This is a genomic window from Dactylosporangium sp. NPDC000555, from assembly GCF_040300025.1.
Lineage (GTDB): Bacteria > Actinomycetota > Actinomycetes > Mycobacteriales > Micromonosporaceae > Dactylosporangium.
The window spans coordinates 1-16,542 of the sequence record NZ_JBEPDB010000020.1; the positions used below are offsets into that span (position 1 = coordinate 1).

Here is a 16,542-nt window from a genome sequence, read left to right on the forward strand (position 1 = left end):
CGGCCGCAACGCGCGAAGGACGCGCGAGCGCTACGCGCGGCCCGGCCCGGCCCGGGTGCCGTGCGGCCGACGGCCGCCTGGTGTCCAGGCGCTGCACGGCGACTGGCCCGGCCGCCGCTCGCGTCTGACACCCAGACACAACGTGCGGATGACGCGCGAGCGCTGCGCGCGACCTGGCCCGGACGCAACGCGCGAAGGACGCGCGAGCGCTACGCGCGGCCCGGCCCGGCCCGGCCCGGGTGCCGTGCGGCCGACGGCCGCCTGGTGTCCAGGCGCTGCACGGCGACTGGCCCGGCCGCCGCGCGCGTCTGACACCCGGACGCAGCGAGCGCCGCATGGCTGACGGCCGCCGATGCCCGGTCGCCCCGCGTGGCTCGGATCCGCGTGCGGTATGCGGGTGCCGCGTGCGGCTGACGTCCAGGCGCCATACGACCAGCAGTCGCCTGACCGTCGACCGCCGCGCGGTTGGCAGCCGGGCGCTGCATGCGGCTCGCGCACGGCCGGGCGGCTCAGGCGGACTTCGGCGGTGCCCAGCCCCTCGTGCCGGTGGGCGTGCTCAGGGTCTCCAGCAGCCCGAGCAGGCTCAGCACCCGCCGCACGCCCGGGCTGGGGTTCACGATCCAGAGGTCGCTGCCGCTGCCGATCGCGTGCGCCCGCGCCGAGACGAGCTTGCCGATCGCGGTCGAGTCGATGAACGTCACGAGCTCGAAGTCGACCTCGACGGCCCGCGCCCGCACGTCGTCGATGGCCCGGAACAGCACGCTGCGCAGCTGTGCGACGTTCTCGACCGTCACCTCCCCCGCGGCCCGCACGCGCAGCGCCTGGCCGGGCAACGGCTCGACGGTGATGTGCAACTCCGGAAACACGGCGAAACGATCGGCGGGACTCATCCGGCTCACCTTCCAGGATCCGAGCCGCTCCCACGATACGGGCACTCACCCGCCGAGTCACCCAACGACTACACCTAGGCCACCCCGGCCGGCCGGAACTGCACGCTGACCCGGGGACCCACCGGACGAGCCGTCTTCGGGATCGCGTGCTCCCACGTCCGCTGGCACGAGCCGCCCATCACGATCAGATCCCCGTGCCCGAGCGGGAACCGGACGCTGTCGCCGCCGCCGCGCGGCCGCAGCAGCAGCGTGCGTGGCGAGCCGAACGACACGATCGCGACCATGGTGTCGAACCGCGCCCCGCGCCCGATCGTGTCGCCGTGCCAGGCGACGCTGTCGCGGCCGTCGCGATAGAGGCACATGCCGGCGGTCATGAACGGTTCGCCGAGCTCCTCGACGTAGTGGGCGGTCAGGCGGCGCCGCGCCTCGGTGAGCAGCGGGTGCGGCAGGGTCTCCTCGGCCGCATACCACCGCAGCAGGCGCGGCACGTCGACCACGCCGTCATACATCTTGCGGCGCTCGGCGCGCCAGTCGACCTCGTGCAGCAGGGTCTGCAGGATCGAGTCGGAGCCGAGCACCCAGCCTGGCAGGTGATCGACCCAGGCCCCGCGGCTGAGGTGATGGCGCGTGACCTGGCCGGTGAGCGACCCCAGGGAGGGGCCCGCGACGTCGAACATCGACGGCTGGTACGCGAGGTCAATCATGCCTGGAAGTCTACCCCGAATTCGAACAGGCGTACGACCGAACACGCGATTCGGCGAAAGGCGCTCAGCGGACGCCGGCGAGCCGGGGCGGTGCGGGCAGCGACACGGCGGTCGGGTCCTCGATCATGCGCTCGACGACGACGCCGGCCCCGCCGCGGGCGGCCGCCGTGAAGCCCAGGTGCGAGGCGACGAAGTGGCAGCGCGCGGCCGTGGAGGCGACCGCGAGCCGGGCTAGGTTGGCCTGCGCCGACGGGATGAGGTGGTCGGCGAGCTCGGCGAAGTATCCGCCGAGCACGATCACCCGCGGGTTGAACAGGTTGACCAGGATGGCGCCGCCGTGGCCGAGCCAGCGGCCCACCTCGGCGACGGCGTCGGCGACGTTGCGGTCGTCGGCGGCGAGGCGGCGGGAGATCTCGGCGATGCGCTCCTGCGGGTCGGGGATCGGGCCGTCGCCGGGTCCGTACGCGGCGTCGGGGGTGGCCCGGCGGACCAGCTCGGCGAGGCCGACCTTCGTCTCCCAGCAGCCGACCCGGCCGCAGCCGCAGGGGTCGCCGCCGGGCTCGACGGGCAGGTGGCCGACCTCGCCGGAGAAGCCGTCGGCGCCGCGCAGCAGCCGGCCGTTGACGATGACGCCGCCGCCGACGCCGACCTCGCCGGTGAGGTAGACCAGGTCGTCGGTCCCGGCCGCGACGCCCCAGGTGTACTCCGCGAGCGCGGCCAGGTTGGCGTCGTTGTCCACGCCGATCCACAGTCCCGGCGCGAGCCCGTGCGCGAGCCGGGCTGCGACCGGCACGTCCCGCCAGCCCAGGTTGGGCGCGAGCACGACCACCCCGCGCGCCACGTCGACGAGGCCGGGCACCGCGACGGTGAGCCCGACGGGGGTCACCCCGCGGCGCACCAGCTCCGCCAGGGAGCGCCGGGCGGCCTCGGTCAGGTCGTCGAGGCAGCGCTCCACGTCGCGGTGCATGGCGTCGAAGCTGATCCGCTTCTCGATGACGGTGCGGCCGGTCAGGTCGCTGCCGTGCACGGCGAGATAGTCGACGTTGATCTCGATGCCGACGGCGCCGATGTCGGGGCTCAGCGCGATCCCGCGCCCGGGCCGCCCGGCCCCGCCGGAATACTCGGCGCCGATCTCACGGACCAGCCGCCGGGCGAGCAGCTCGTCGACCAGGCTGGACACCGTCGCCTTGTGCAGGCCGGTGGCCGCGGCGATCGCGGCCCGCGAGCGCGGCCCGTTGGCGCGGATGTGCCGCAGCGTGCGGGTCAGGTTGGCCCGACGCAGGGCGAGCTGGTCGGTCGGCTCCTCGGCGGACCCGGCCCCGGCGCGCTCCTTGTTCACCATCGCAGCCCTCCCCGGCGCCGCGCCGTCCGCAGCGGCATTGACACCTTTTTCGCGATCCGACGAAAGTCCGGCCGGCCGCTCCGACAACGTCCGCGAGTCAGCCGCATCGGCGCGCCCTATTCGTCGGTCCGTCCGACGAATCAACCACGAAACATCCCGGTAACACCAGACCTGCGGGCAACGAATCACGAACGTTTCGGTGGTGGGCCGCGCGAGTCCACAACAGCCGCGCACGATCCAACGCGGCAACCCCACGGGATGTCACACGACCAAAGACCGGCGTCACTGTCCTGACGACTCAAAACGCCCAGACCGTTGACGAGCCGGTGGCAAGTCTGCAACATTTGGCGCAACACAGTGCAAGATTCATACAAGCGCTCGACAGACTTACGCTGCTCTCCGCAACTCGATCACAGCCGCACCGCCAACCGGCTCGATCGCCAACCGCCCCGCCTACGGAGAGGCCGACCACCGTGCAGCGGCACCTGCAGCCCCACGGTCGCGCACCACCCGCGCGGCCGGTGTAAGAACCCGACCGCCATCGACCGTCTTCATGTGGCCGCCACCGCACAGGACCGTACCCGCCGGACCGCACCGCCAAACCCCGCCGCCACCGTGCGGGAAGCCGTCCGGCGAACCGACGCCGACCCCCGCCAAAGCTTCGCCCGATGCGTCCAATCCCGTCATCGCGGGTCGCAGGTCGAGTCACCGTCCGTCCGCACGCGTCGCCACGCCTCCGCACCACCACCCCGCTTCGACGCATGAGATGACACGACGAAGGAACCCGATGAGCAGAAGGCTCGTGATGCGAAGGGTGCTCGCGGTGTTCGCCGCGGCCACCCTTGTCGCGGTGACGGCGCAGACGCTGCCGGCGCAGGCCGCCGGCGGCCCCAACCTCGCCAGCGGCCGCCCCGCCACCTCCAGCAGCAACAACGGCGCGAACGGCATCGGCAACATCAACGACGGCAACCAGGGCACCTACTGGGAGAGCGCCAACAACGCCTGGCCCCAGTGGGCGCAGATCGACCTGGGCAGCGCCAAGAACATCGACCAGATCGTCCTGAAGCTGCCTGACCTCAGCTCGTGGCAGACCCGGACGCAGACGCTGTCGATCTCCGGCAGCAACGACGGCACCGGCTACAGCACGATCCTCGGCTCGGCCGGCTACGTGTTCAACCCGGCCACGCACAACACGGTCAACATCAGCTTCAACGCCACGAACACCAGGTACGTCCGGCTGAACTTCACCGCCAACACCGGCTGGCCGGCCGCGCAGATCTCCGAGTTCGAGATCTACGGCGTGTCCACCGGCTCCAGCACCAACCTGGCCGCCGGCAAGTCGTTCAGCTCGAGCAGTGTCAACGGCCAGTTCGCGGCCGCCAACGCGGGCGACGGCAACCAGAACAGCTACTGGGAGGGCACGAACAACGTCTTCCCGCAGTGGCTGCAGGTCGACCTGGGCGCGGCGGTGCCGGTCAGCTCGGTCGTGCTGAAGCTGCCCGCCTCGTGGGGGGCCCGCACCGAGACGCTCTCGGTGCAGACCAGCACCACCGGCACCTCCTTCGCCGACATCGTCGCCTCCGCGGGGTACAACTTCGCTCCCGGCAGCAACAACACGGTGACCATCCCGTTCACCCAGACCACGGCCCGCTACATCCGGGTCAACATCACGGCCAACACCGGCTGGACGGCGGCGCAGATCTCCGAGCTGGAGGTCTACGGCCCGTCGACGGGTGACACCCAGCCGCCGACCGCGCCGGGCAACCTCGCCTACACCCAGCCGGCCAGCGGGCAGATCAAGCTCACCTGGACCGCCTCCACCGACAACAGCGGCTCGATCGCCGGGTACGACGTCTACGCCAACAACTCGCTGGTCACCAGCGTGGCCGGCAACGTGCTGACGTACACCGACAGCCAGCCCGACTCGGCCACGGTCAGCTACTACGTCAAGGCGCGCGACGCCGCCGGCAACCAGTCGCCGGCGAGCAACACGGTGACCCGCACCGGCACCACCCCGGACACCCAGCCGCCGACCGCGCCCGGCAACCTCGCCTACACCCAGCCCGCCAGCGGGCAGATCAAGCTCACCTGGACCGCCTCCACCGACAACAGCGGCACGATCGCCGGGTACGACATCTACGCCAACAACTCGCTGCGCTCCAGCGTCGCGGGCAACGTGCTGACCTACACGGACAACCAGCCGGACTCGGCCACGGTGTCGTACTACGTGAAGGCCCGCGACGCTGCCGGCAACGCCTCCGCGGCGAGCAACACCGTCACCCGCACCGGCACGGGCAACCCGCCGCCGGGCACCAACGTGGCGCTGGGCAAGCAGATCGAGGCCAGCGGCTCGGTCTTCACGTTCGTGCCGTCCAACGCCAACGACAACAGCGCCACCACCTACTGGGAGGGCGCGGCCGGCTTCCCGGCGACCCTGACCCTCAAACTGGGCGCCAACCACGACATCTCCAAGATCACGCTCAAGCTCGACCCCAGCGCCGGGTGGGGCGCCCGGACCCAGAACCTGCAGGTCCTCGGCCGTGAGCAGAGCGCGACCTCGTTCACCAACCTGGTATCGGCGGCGGACTACCGCTGGGATCCGGCGACCGGCAACTCGGTGGACATCACCGTCTCCGCCCGCGTCGCCGACGTTCAGCTGAAGATCAACTCCAACACCGGGGCCCCGTCGGGCCAGATCGCCGAGTTCCAGGTCTTCGGCACCCCGGCGCCGAACCCCGACCTGCTGATCACCGCCCTCACCGCGGCGCCCGCGTCGCCGGTGGAGACCGACTCGGTCAGCCTGACCGCGACGGTGAAGAACGCCGGCAACGCCGCGTCCGGCGCGACGAACGTCAACTTCTACCTCACCACGCCGCAGGGCACCGTCAAGGCCGGTACCGCCAACGTGACGGCCCTGGCCGCCGGCGCGCAGAACACGTTCACCGCGAACATCGGCCCACGCACCGCGGGCACGTACACGGTGAGCGCGAAGGTCAACGAGGACAACTCGGTCATCGAGTCGGACACGACCAACAACTCGTTCACCAGCCCCACCAGCCTGGTGGTGGCGCCGGTACAGAGCTCCGACCTGATCGCCTCGCCGGTGGCCTGGTCGCCGAACAACCCGTCCGCGGGCAACAACGTCACGTTCACCGTGGTCATCAAGAACCAGGGCACTCAGGCCTCGGGCTCTGGTGCGCACGGCGTGACGCTCACCCTGCTCAGCTCGACGGGCGCGACGGTCAAGACCCTCACCGGCTCCTACACCGGCACGATCGCCGCGGGCGCCAGCTCGCCGGTGATCACGCTCGGCACGTGGGCGGCGGTCAACGGCAAGTACACCGTGCGCACCGTGCTCGCCGCGGACACCAACGAGCTGCCGATCAAGCAGGGCAACAACACCAGCGACAACCCGCTGTTCGTCGGCCGCGGCGCGAACATGCCGTACGACATGTACGAGGCCGAGGACGGCACCGTCGGCGGCGGCGCGCAGGTCGTCGGGCCGAGCCGTGACATCGGCACCATTGCGGGCGAGGCGTCCGGCCGCAAGGCCGTCACGCTGAACTCGACGGGCTCGTACGTGCAGTGGACGACCCGGGCCAGCACCAACACGCTGGTGACCCGGTTCTCGATCCCGGACGGCACCAGCTCGACGCTCAACATCTACGTCGACGGGACCTTCGCCAAGTCGATCTCGCTGACGTCGAAGTTCGCGTGGCAGTACGGCAACGAGGCGTCGCCGACCAACACCCCCGGCAGCGGCCCGCGGCACATCTACGACGAGGCCAACATCCTGCTCGACAACACGGTGCCGGCCGGACACACGATCAAGCTGCAGAAGGACGCCGCCAACAGCGGCACGTTCGCGATCGACTTCATCAACCTGGAGCAGGTCTCCCCGATCGCGAACCCGGACCCGGCCAAGTACATCACGCCGGCCGGCTTCGCGCAGAAGGACGTGCAGAACGCGATCGACAGCGCGCGGCAGAGCACCACGGCCCTCGGCGTCTACCTGCCGGCGGGCACGTACATCACCAACGAGAAGTTCAACATCGGCGGCAAGGCACTGCAGATCGTCGGGGCCGGGCCGTGGTACACGAAGTTCTTCACGCCGCAGGACCAGCAGAACACCGACGCGGGCTTCCGGGTCGAGACCTCGGCGAACGGCTCCACCTTCAAGAACCTGTCGTTCTTCGGCAACTACGTCGAGCGCATCGACGGGCCCGGCAAGGTCTGGGGCGAGCTCAAGGACAACCAGAACCTGACGATCGACAACGTCTGGGTCGAGCACACCGTCTGCATGTACTGGGGCGTGCACAACAACAACATCAACATCAGCAACAGCCGCATCCGTAACACGTACGCGGACGGCATCAACTTCACCAACGACACGACCAACACCCACCTGAACAACATCGACGCCCGCACCACGGGTGACGACTCGTTCGCGCTGTTCTCCGCGACCGACGGCGGCGGCTCGGTGGGCAACCACGACAACCTGTGGGAGAACCTGTCCGCGACGCTCACGTGGCGGGCGGCCGGCCTCGCGGTCTACGGCGGGTACAACAACACGTTCCGCAACCTGTACATCGCGGACATGCTGACGTACTCCGGCATCACGCTCAGCTCGCTGGACTTCGGCTACCCGTTCGTCGGGTTCGGCCCAGGGTCGACGCCGACGAACATCCAGAACGTCTCGCTGGTGCGCGACGGCGGTCACTTCTGGGGCAACCAGGCGTTCGGCGCGATCTGGGTCTTCTCCGCCTCGAAGCAGTTCCGTGGCATCCGGGTGTCCGATGTGGACATCGTCGACCCGACGTACTCCGGCATCATGTTCCAGACGAAGTACACCGGCAACTCGCCCGAGAACCCGGTCACCGACACGGTGTTCACCAACGTGAGCATCAGTGGCGCGAAGCGCAGCGGTGACGCGTACGACGCGAAGTCCGGCATCGGCATCTGGGTCAACGAGATGCCCGAGCCCGGTCAGGGCCCGGCCGTCGGCTCGGCGACGTTCAACAACCTCACCTTCTCCAACAACGCGGAGAACATCCGCAACAGGACCAGCACGTTCACGCTCATCATCAACCCGTAACCCGCACCAACTCAGACGGCCGCCGGGCACCCGCCCGGCGGCCGTCGCCGTTGCGGCCCAAGGACACGCTTCGGCGGGCCGACGCGCTGGTGGTGACCGTGCTCGCGGCCGGCGGCATCCGCCCGGCCGACGCCCAGGCCGGCGGCGAGGAAGAGGCGTGGGACGTCGGCGCGCTCGCCGCCGGACACCGCGACCCAGGTGGCGATCCCGGAAAATGAGATTGTCGTACCGAATTATGAGAATCAAATACTACAGTCCGAGACATGCCATCCAACGTCTACACCCATGGACACCACGAGTCGGTCCTGCGCTCCCACCGCTGGCGCACCGCCGAGAACTCCGCCGCCTACCTGCTGCCGGTGCTCAACGGCGACATGAGGGTCCTGGACGTCGGGGCCGGGCCGGCGACGATCACCCGTGACCTGGCCGCCCGGGTGGCCCACGTGACCGCGCTGGAGGTCACCGAGGAGGCGGTCGGCGTGGCCCGCGACGGGCTGGCCGGCATCGGCAACGCCGAGGTCGTGCTGGGCGACGTGCACGCGCTGCCGTTCCCCGACGACACGTTCTGCGTGGTACACGCCCACCAGGTGCTGCAGCACGTCGCCGACCCGGTGCTGGCGCTGCGCGAGATGCACCGGGTGTGCAAGCCTGGCGGCTACGTGGCCGCGCGCGACAGCGACTACGCCGGGTTCGTGTGGTATCCGCGGGTGCCGGAGCTGGACGACTGGATGGCGCTGTACCAGCGGATGGCCCGCGCCAACGGCGGCGAGCCCGACGCCGGGCGGCGGCTGCTGGCCTGGGCCCGCGAGGCCGGCTTCGCCGAGGTCACCGCCACGTCGAACACCTGGTGCTTCGCCGACGACGAGGACCGCGCCTGGTGGGGCGGCATGTGGGCGGACCGGGTGCGCACCTCGGCGATGGCCCGGCAGGCTCTGGACGCCGGTGTACCGCAGGAGGAGCTGGACCGCCTCGCCGACGGCTGGCGGCGCTGGGCCGCCGACGGTGACGGATGGCTGTCCATCCTGCACGGCGAGATCCTGGCCCGTCCAACAGCCCGTTCGTCAGCACGCCCTACCGTGGCCGACGGGTTCCGGGCGTGACACCATGCTCGCCGTGAGCCGAGATCAGTTGCCCCCCGACCTGCACACCCACACCCAGTTCTCGTGGGACACCACGGCCGGGGACATGGACGGCTCGTGCGCCCGGGCGGTCGAGCTCGGACTGCCGGCGATCGCGTTCACCGAGCACACCGACTTCGTGTCCTGGACCGTCGACGCGGCGCTGCTGCCGGAGCGCATGGCCCGCCACCTCGCCGACCCCACGCACCTGGCGCCGCCGCCGCTGGACGTGGCCGGATACCTGGAGGCTGTCGACCGGTGCCGCGCGAAGTACCCCACCCTGAAGATCATCACCGGCGTCGAGCTCGGTGAGCCGCACTGGTTCGCCGAGCAGGCCGCGGCGCTGCTCGCCGGCGCCCCGTTCGAGCGCGTCATCGGCTCGCTGCACTCGCTCAGCGTCGACGGCCGGCACCGCCTGGTCGAGGACGAGTACGCGCTGCGCGGCGTCCCCGAGGTCCTGCGCGACTACTTCGCCGAGACGATCCGCATGATCGAGACGTGCGGCGACTTCTCGACGCTGACGCACCTCGACTACCCGGTGCGCTACCTCCCCGCCGGCTACGAGTTCCGCCTCGCCGACTTCGAGGACGAGGTCCGCGAGGTGCTGCGCGTCCTGGCCGGCACCGGGCGCGCCCTGGAGGTCAACACGCGCCGGACCCTGGAGCCGGACCTGCTGCGCTGGTGGCGCGAGGCGGGCGGCACGGCGGTGAGCTTCGGCAGCGACGCCCACCGCCCGGACATGGTGGCGGCCGGTTTCGCCGAGGCTGCCTCCCTGGCCGAGTCCACCGGTTTCCGACCGGGCCGGCACCCCTACGACCACTGGATCCGCTGACCATGAGTCCAGCCAAGCGGGGAACTCACCAGCGTTCGTAGCGGCGGCTCGGCCAGGTCAGTGGGTGGCGCAGGTCTTCCAACACCATCAAACGTGAACTCGGTCTGCCCAGGAACGCTGACACCCGCGCCACCGCCGACCAATCCCACACGCACCGCGACGGCTGCGATAAAGCACCGGTACGCAAACGACGCGCGGTGCCGTCCCGGGCGGGACGGCACCGCGCGAGCGGAGCCTGGAACAGATCAGCTCAAGTGTCCGTGGACGGTCGGGCGATTACTTTCCGTCGGCAGACGGGTGGGCGTCCGGGTCCGCGACGAACGCGAGCTGTGCCCGGCGCCGCCGGACCGCGAGCAGGGCGACGCCGCCGGCAACGAGCGCGGCGCCGGCCAGCGCCGTGCCACCCACCGCGACGCCGGTCACCGGCAGGCCACCGCCGCCACCGCCGCCGACCGGCGTGGAGGCGCTGTCGGACGGGCTCGGGGTCTGCGAGGGCTCAGTGCTGGCCTCCGGGGTGCCCGAACCACTCGTTGAAGGACTGGCCGAGGGGCTTTCCGAGGTGCTTTCCGAGGCGGACGGCGACGTGGACGTCGAGCTCGAGGTCGACGGCGAGGCGGATGGCGACTTCGACGGCGACTTCGACGGCGACGGGCTGGCGGCGCCGCCCACACAGGTGTGGGAGAGGTTGAAGAAGTCGGCCTTCGTCTTGTCGTTGCTCACCAGGGCGCTGCCGTCCAGCAGCGTCCAGCCGGACGGCACGACGATCCAGGCCTTGCTGGCACCGTTGGTGGTGATGCCGTCAGGGTAGGCGTCGAGCTCATTCGGGATGGTGATCGGGACGGTGTTGCCGCCCGTGTCGCGGAACGACAGGTTCAGGTTGACGAACACGGCGTCGTTTTTAGGCAGTACGAACACGAAGCCGTCCCGCCCGGCGCCGCGGTTAGCGACCGGAATCTGGTCGCATTTGTGTTCTCCTTTGAAGCCCGCGGCCGTGGTGTTGCGGTGCGGCGAGTGCAGCGGACGCGAGACCGCCGCGGACGCGGTGCCGGCGAAAAGCAGCACGGCCGCGGCGGCCGGGACGGTGGCTAAGACGAGGGGTCGAACTAACACGAAGGATCCTCCGAATGGATGCAGCGGACTGCAAAGAAGTGCGGGAGGAGCCTCTGGTGTTACGCAAGATGCGAATGTTACGTAAGGTGCTTGCGTGATTGCGTCTCGGTGATCTACAAATCGCCACGAACCCGATGGTTCGGACGGTGATGGGCCCTGCCGGCTTACGCCCGCAGGGCGCCGACCAGGACGGTGTCGACGACCCGGCGCACGGCGTCGGGGGTCGGGGGCGTGCCGGTGCGGTCGGCGTAGAGCAGGTGGCCGGAGCCGACCAGCATGGCGCCGAGCGTGTCGACGTCGGCGTCCGCGGCGACGCGGCCCAGGTCGCGCTCCGCGGCGAGGTACGCGCCGAACATGACGGCGGCCTCGGTGAGCACCGGGACGCCGGCCGGCCAGGTCTCGCGCAGCCGCGCGCGCAGCTCGTCGCGGAAGGTGACGAGGGCGACGATCGCCACGGCGACCGAGCCGAACACGGCGGCGAGCGCGCCGCTGAGGTTGTCCGCGACGGTGCCGGTGCCGGCCGCGCCGCGCAGGGCGGCGGCCTGGGCGTCCATCCGGTCGACGCGATCGAGCACGAACTGCGCCAGGAAGGCGTCGAAGTCCTCGAAGTGCCGGTGCAGCACGCCCTTGGCGCAGCCCGCCTCGGTGGTGACCGCGCGGCTGGTCAGCCCGCTCGGCCCGTCGCGCAGCAGGATGCGATCGGCGGCGTCGAACAGCTGCTCGCGCACGTCGCGGATGGCGATGCCCGTCGGCACGAAGGCGCCCCTTCCCGTTGCAGAGTGGGCACTTGCCCACTAGCGTGGGCGCATGCCCACTCCGTCATCGCCCGAACCCGAGCCCCATCGACTCCGAACGGTAGCCGAGTCCTTCGGGGCGGACACCGAGCGCTACGACCGGGCCCGGCCAAGCTACCCGGACGCCCTGATCGAGCGGGTCGTCGCCGCGAGCCCCGGCCGCAGCGTCCTCGACGTCGGCTGCGGCACCGGCATCGTCGCGCGCCGGTTCCAGGCGGCCGGCTGCACGGTGCTCGGCATCGACCCCGATCCGCGCATGGCCGAGGAGGCCCGCCGGCGCGGGCTCGACGTCGAGGTGGCCACCATCGAGGCGTGGGAGCCGGCCGGCCGCACGTTCGACGCCCTCGTCGCCGGCCAGGCCTGGCACTGGGTGAACCCGGTCGCGGGCGCGGCGAAGACGGCGGCGGTGCTGCGGCCCGGCGGCCGGCTGGCGCTGTTCTGGAACGCGCGTTCGAGCCCCCGCCCGACCTGGCCGAGGGCTTCGCCGCGGTCTGCCGCCTGGTCGTGCCCGACCTGCCGATGATGCACCGCTGGTCGTTCGGCGGGGACGACTACGCGAAGCTCGCCGCCAAGCCCGCGGAGGCGATCCGGGCCGGCGGCGCGTTCGGCGAGCCGGAGGACTGGCGCTTCCCGTGGCAGCGCGAGTACACGCGCGACGAGTGGCTCGACCAGGTGCCGACCTCCGGCGCCGCGAACTGGCTGCCGCCGGACACCCTGGCCGAGATCCTCGCGGGCTTCGGCGCCGTCCTCGACGCGGCGGGCGGCGCCTTCACCATGCGGTACACCACCGTCGCCGTCACCGCGGCGCGGGCCTGACCGTCAGGCGTCGTCCTCGAGGTCGCCCTCGGTCTGCAGGTAGACCTCGCGCAGCGCGTCCAGCGTGGCCGGCTCCGGGTGCTCCCACATGCCGCGGTCGGCCGCCTCCAGCAGGCGCTCGGCGATGCCGTGCAGCGCCCACGGGTTGGACTCGGTGAGAAACTTGTGGTTGTCCGGGTCGAAGACATAGGACTCGGCCAGCTTCTCGTACATCCAGTCGGCCACGACGCCGGCGGTGGCGTCGAAGCCGAAGAGGTAGTCGACCGTCGCGGCGAGCTCGAACGCGCCCTTGTAGCCGTGCCGGCGCATCGCGGCCAGCCAGCGGGGGTTGACCACGCGGGCCCGGAAGACCCGGGCGGTCTCCTCGCTCAGCGTGCGGGTGCGCACGGCGTCGGGGTTGGTGCTGTCGCCGACGTAGGCGGCGGGCGCCCGGCCGGTCAGGGCGCGGACCGTGGCGACCATGCCGCCGTGGTACTGGAAGTAGTCGTCGGAGTCGGCGATGTCGTGCTCGCGGGTGTCGGTGTTCTTCACCGCGACGCTGATCCTGCGGTACGCGCCCTCCATGTCCGTGCGCGCCTCGACGCCGTCGACGCCGCGGCCGTATGCGTAACCGCCCCACACGGCGTAGACCTCGGCGAGGTCCCGGTCGTCGCGCCAGTTGCGGCTGTCGATGAGCGGGAGGATGCCAGCGCCGTACGCACCGGGCTTGGAGCCGAAGACGCGCAGCGTGGCGCGCCGCTCGTCGCCGTGCCCGGCCAGATCGGCGTGCACGTGCGCACGCACGTAGTTGTCCTCGGCGGGCTCCTCGGCGCTCGCGGCGAGCCGGACCGCGTCGTCGAGCAGCGCCACCACGTGTGGGAAGGCGTCGCGGAAGAAGCCGCTGATGCGCATGGTCACGTCGATGCGCGGGCGGCCCAGCTCGGCGAGGCCGATGAGCTCGAGGCGGGTGACGCGACGGGACGCCTCGTCCCAGACCGGGCGGACGCCCAGCAGCGCGAGCGCCTCGGCGATGTCGTCGCCCGCGGTGCGCATGGCGCTGGTGCCCCACATGGACAGGCCGACGGACTTCGGCCATTCGCCGTGATCCGTCCTGTACCGCGAGAGCAGCGACTCGGCCATCGCCTGGCCCGTCTCCCACGCCAGCCGGCTCGGCACCGCCTTCGGGTCGACGGAGTAGAAGTTGCGGCCGGTCGGCAGCACGTTGATCAGGCCGCGCAGCGGCGATCCGCTCGGGCCGGCCGGCACGTATCCACCGTCGAGCGCGTGCAGCACCATCGTCAGCTCGTCGGTGGTGCGCGCCAGCCGCGGCACGATCTCCTCGGCGGCGAAGCGCAGCACTCGTACCACTTCTGGGTTATCCGAAATATCAGACATCTCAGATACATCCCAATTGCGGGCCTCCATCGCGGCGACCAGCTCCCGCGCCCGCGCCTCGGTCGCGTCGACCGCCGTGCGGTCCGTCGAGGACTCGGACAGGCCGAGCGCCTCGCGCAGGCCGGGCAGCGCGGCGACCTGGCCGCCCCACATCTGCCGGGCGCGCAGCATCGCCAGCACCAGGTCGACGCGCGCCTCGCCGGTCGGCGCCTGGCCCAGCACGTGCAGGCCGTCGCGGATCTGCACGTCCTTGACCTCGCACAGCCAGCCGTCGACGTGCAGCAGGAAGTCGTCGAACTCGGCGTCGTGCGGCCGGTCGGCGAGGCCGAGGTCGTGGTCGAGGCGGGCGGCCTGGATCAGCGTCCAGATCTGGGCCCGGATCGCGGGGAGCTTCGCCGGGTCGAGCGCGGCGATCGTGGCGTGCTCGTCGAGGAGCTGCTCCAGGCGGGCGATGTCGCCGTAGGTGTCGGCGCGGGCCATCGGCGGCACCAGGTGGTCCACGAGCGTGGCGTGCGCGCGGCGCTTGGCCTGGGTGCCCTCGCCCGGGTCGTTGACCAGGAACGGGTAGATCAGCGGCAGGTTGCCCAGCGCCGCGTCGGCGCCGCACCCGGCGGACATGCCGACGGTCTTGCCCGGCAGCCACTCGAGGTTGCCGTGCTTGCCGACGTGCACGACGGCGTGCGCTGCGAAACCGGCCTCGGACGGGTCCGCGAGCCAGCGGTACGCGGCCAGGTAGTGGTGGCTCGGCGGCAGGTCGGGGTCGTGGTAGATGGCGACCGGGTTCTCGCCGAAGCCGCGCGGCGGCTGGACCATGACGACGACGTTGCCGCGGCGCAGGGCGGCCAGGACGATGTCGCCGGTGGCGGGGTCGACGAACAGCTCGCCGGGGGCCGGGCCCCAGTGCCGCTCGATCCCGGCGCGCAGGTCCTCGGGGAGGGTGGCGAACCAGGCGGCGTACCGCTCGGCGGAGATGCGCACCGGATTGCCCCGCAGCTGCTCCTCGGTCAGCCAGTTGACGTCCTGGCCGCCCGCGGCGATGAGCTCGTGAATCAGCGCGTCGCCGTCGGCGGGGAAGCCCTCCCCCAGGTCGTACCCCTGCCGCGCCATCGCCTCGAGCAGCCGCACGACGCTGGCCGGCGTGTCCAGGCCGACGGCGTTGCCGATGCGCGAATGCTTCGTCGGATACGCGCTGAGCATGATCACGACGCGCTTGTCCGCGGCGGGCAGGCCGCGCAGGCGGGCGTGCGCGACGGCGATCCCGGCGACGCGGCCGGCGCGCTCGGGGTCGGCGACGTAGACAGTGAGGCCGTCCTCGTCGATCTCCTTGAACGAGAACGGCACCGTGATGAGCCGCCCGTCGAACTCCGGGATCGCCACCTGGGTCGCGGTGTCCAGCGGCGAGAGCCCGTCGTCGAGCTCGAGCCAGCCGTCGCGGCTGCTGGTCAGGCACAGGCCCTGCAGGATCGGCACGTCGAGGGCGGCGAGCGCGCCGACGTCCCACGCCTCGTCCTCACCGCCGGCCTGGGCGTCGGCCGGGCGGGTGCCGCCGGCCGCGAGCACGGTCACCACCAGCGCGTCGGCCCGCCGCAGCGTGTCGAGCAGCTCCGGCGGGGCGGTGCGCAGCGAGGCGGCGAAGACCGGCAGCGCGCGGGCGCCCTCGGCCTCGATCGCCTCGCAGAGGCGCTCGACGAACGCGGTGTTTCCGGCCACGTGGTGCGCGCGGTAGTAGACGACCGCGACCGTCGGGCCGTCCGGCTCGGGACCGCCGGCTGGAGTTGGACGGCCCGGGCGCTCCAGCACGCCCCAGGCCGGGGTCTCCACCGGCGCGGCGAAGCCGTGGCCGGTCAGCAGGACGGTGTCGCAGAGGAACCGGTGCAGCTCGGCGAGGTTGGCCGGGCCGCCGAAGGCCAGGTAGGCATGGGCCTGCGCGGCGAGACCGGCCGGCACCGTGGAGTGGCTCATCAGCTCGGCGTCGGGGGCCTGCTCGCCGCCGAGGATCACCACGGGCAGGCCGGTGGCCAGGAGCGTGTCGAGGCCGTCCTGCCAGTCGCGGTACGCGCCGAGGAAACGCACGACGACGAGGTCGGCGCCGCCGGCGAGCCCGGGCAGGTCCTCGACCGCGGTCCGGGAGGGGTTGGCCAGCCGGTAGTCCGCGCCGCTGGCACGGGCACTGAGCAGGTCGGTGTCGGACGTCGACAGCAGCAGGATCACGCCGGGGTCCTCCCTCGGGGTCCGCGCCCCAAGTCGGTCGGGATGGGTCCGGCGGCGGAGAGTCTCCTGGCTCCCGGATCGGCGCTCGCCCCCAAACTACGCCCAGTCTGGCCCGCGAGCTTCGCGAAGGCCGCCCAGACCAGGCGCTTCCCGGACAAGGCATCCGGTGGCCGTCTTCGCTGGAGGTTCGCTCCCCGGTCACAGTGGCGGGACCGTCCCGGATTCGCACCGGGTTCCTCCACACGTCGCCGTGGTA

12 protein-coding genes and 1 riboswitch are annotated in these 16,542 nt (G+C 71.6%); of the genes, 6 read left to right on the forward strand and 6 right to left on the reverse strand.

The features are described from left to right. Window positions 1-509: 509 nt before the first annotated feature. From ABT297_RS15165 to ABT297_RS15175, 3 genes are all read right to left on the reverse strand, one after another. On the reverse strand, window positions 510-890 hold the full coding sequence (locus ABT297_RS15165; RefSeq protein WP_350549127.1) for an STAS domain-containing protein: 381 nt from the start codon (window positions 888-890) through the stop codon (window positions 510-512). Between the two features lie 74 nt (window positions 891-964). Further along, window positions 965-1,594, reverse strand: a complete 630-nt coding sequence (locus ABT297_RS15170; protein WP_350549129.1) for an alpha-ketoglutarate-dependent dioxygenase AlkB — start codon at window positions 1,592-1,594, stop codon at window positions 965-967. 64 nt (window positions 1,595-1,658) lie between these two features. After that, on the reverse strand, window positions 1,659-2,936 hold the full coding sequence (locus tag ABT297_RS15175) for an ROK family protein (protein WP_350549131.1): 1,278 nt from the start codon (window positions 2,934-2,936) through the stop codon (window positions 1,659-1,661). A 787-nt stretch (window positions 2,937-3,723) separates the two neighbouring features. Between ABT297_RS15175 and ABT297_RS15180 the strand changes: the two genes are divergently transcribed. Genes ABT297_RS15180 through ABT297_RS15195 form a run of 4 tightly spaced genes read left to right on the forward strand, consistent with a single transcriptional unit; the run spans window position 3,724 to window position 9,981 of the window. Continuing rightward, the gene (locus ABT297_RS15180; RefSeq protein ID WP_350549133.1) at window positions 3,724-8,031 is read left to right on the forward strand and encodes a discoidin domain-containing protein; all 4,308 of its coding nucleotides are present in this window, start codon (window positions 3,724-3,726) and stop codon (window positions 8,029-8,031) included. Window positions 8,032-8,081: 50 nt separating this feature from the next. Further along, entirely contained in the window at window positions 8,082-8,249 is a 168-nt protein-coding gene (locus tag ABT297_RS15185) for a hypothetical protein (RefSeq protein WP_350549135.1), read from the forward strand. Between the two features lie 45 nt (window positions 8,250-8,294). Continuing rightward, a complete protein-coding gene (locus ABT297_RS15190; protein WP_350549137.1) occupies window positions 8,295-9,131 on the forward strand; it encodes a methyltransferase domain-containing protein in 837 nt (278 codons plus the stop codon). A gap of 13 nt (window positions 9,132-9,144) precedes the next feature. Then, the gene (locus tag ABT297_RS15195) at window positions 9,145-9,981 is read left to right on the forward strand and encodes a PHP domain-containing protein (protein WP_350549139.1); all 837 of its coding nucleotides are present in this window, start codon (window positions 9,145-9,147) and stop codon (window positions 9,979-9,981) included. A gap of 276 nt (window positions 9,982-10,257) precedes the next feature. Here the strand turns inward: ABT297_RS15195 and ABT297_RS15200 are convergent, their stop codons facing one another. Further along, entirely contained in the window at window positions 10,258-11,091 is an 834-nt protein-coding gene (locus ABT297_RS15200; protein ID WP_350549141.1) for a hypothetical protein, read from the reverse strand. Between the two features lie 164 nt (window positions 11,092-11,255). Beyond that, entirely contained in the window at window positions 11,256-11,846 is a 591-nt protein-coding gene (locus ABT297_RS15205; RefSeq protein ID WP_350549143.1) for a TetR family transcriptional regulator, read from the reverse strand. 52 nt (window positions 11,847-11,898) lie between these two features. On the opposite strand from ABT297_RS15205, the gene ABT297_RS15210 reads away from it, so the two are divergent. Beyond that, entirely contained in the window at window positions 11,899-12,408 is a 510-nt protein-coding gene (locus ABT297_RS15210; RefSeq protein ID WP_350549145.1) for a class I SAM-dependent methyltransferase, read from the forward strand. Continuing rightward, a complete protein-coding gene (locus tag ABT297_RS15215; protein ID WP_350549147.1) occupies window positions 12,390-12,701 on the forward strand; it encodes a hypothetical protein in 312 nt (103 codons plus the stop codon). Before ABT297_RS15210 ends, ABT297_RS15215 begins: the two co-directional genes overlap by 19 nt. 3 nt (window positions 12,702-12,704) lie before the next feature. Here the strand turns inward: ABT297_RS15215 and cobN are convergent, their stop codons facing one another. Next, window positions 12,705-16,286 carry a cobaltochelatase subunit CobN gene (cobN, locus tag ABT297_RS15220; protein WP_350549149.1) on the reverse strand — a complete coding sequence of 1,194 codons (3,582 nt, stop codon included), beginning with the start codon at window positions 16,284-16,286 and terminating at the stop codon, window positions 12,705-12,707. A gap of 59 nt (window positions 16,287-16,345) precedes the next feature. Next, a riboswitch (cobalamin riboswitch) is annotated at window positions 16,346-16,525 on the reverse strand. Between the last annotated feature and the right edge of the window lie 17 nt (window positions 16,526-16,542).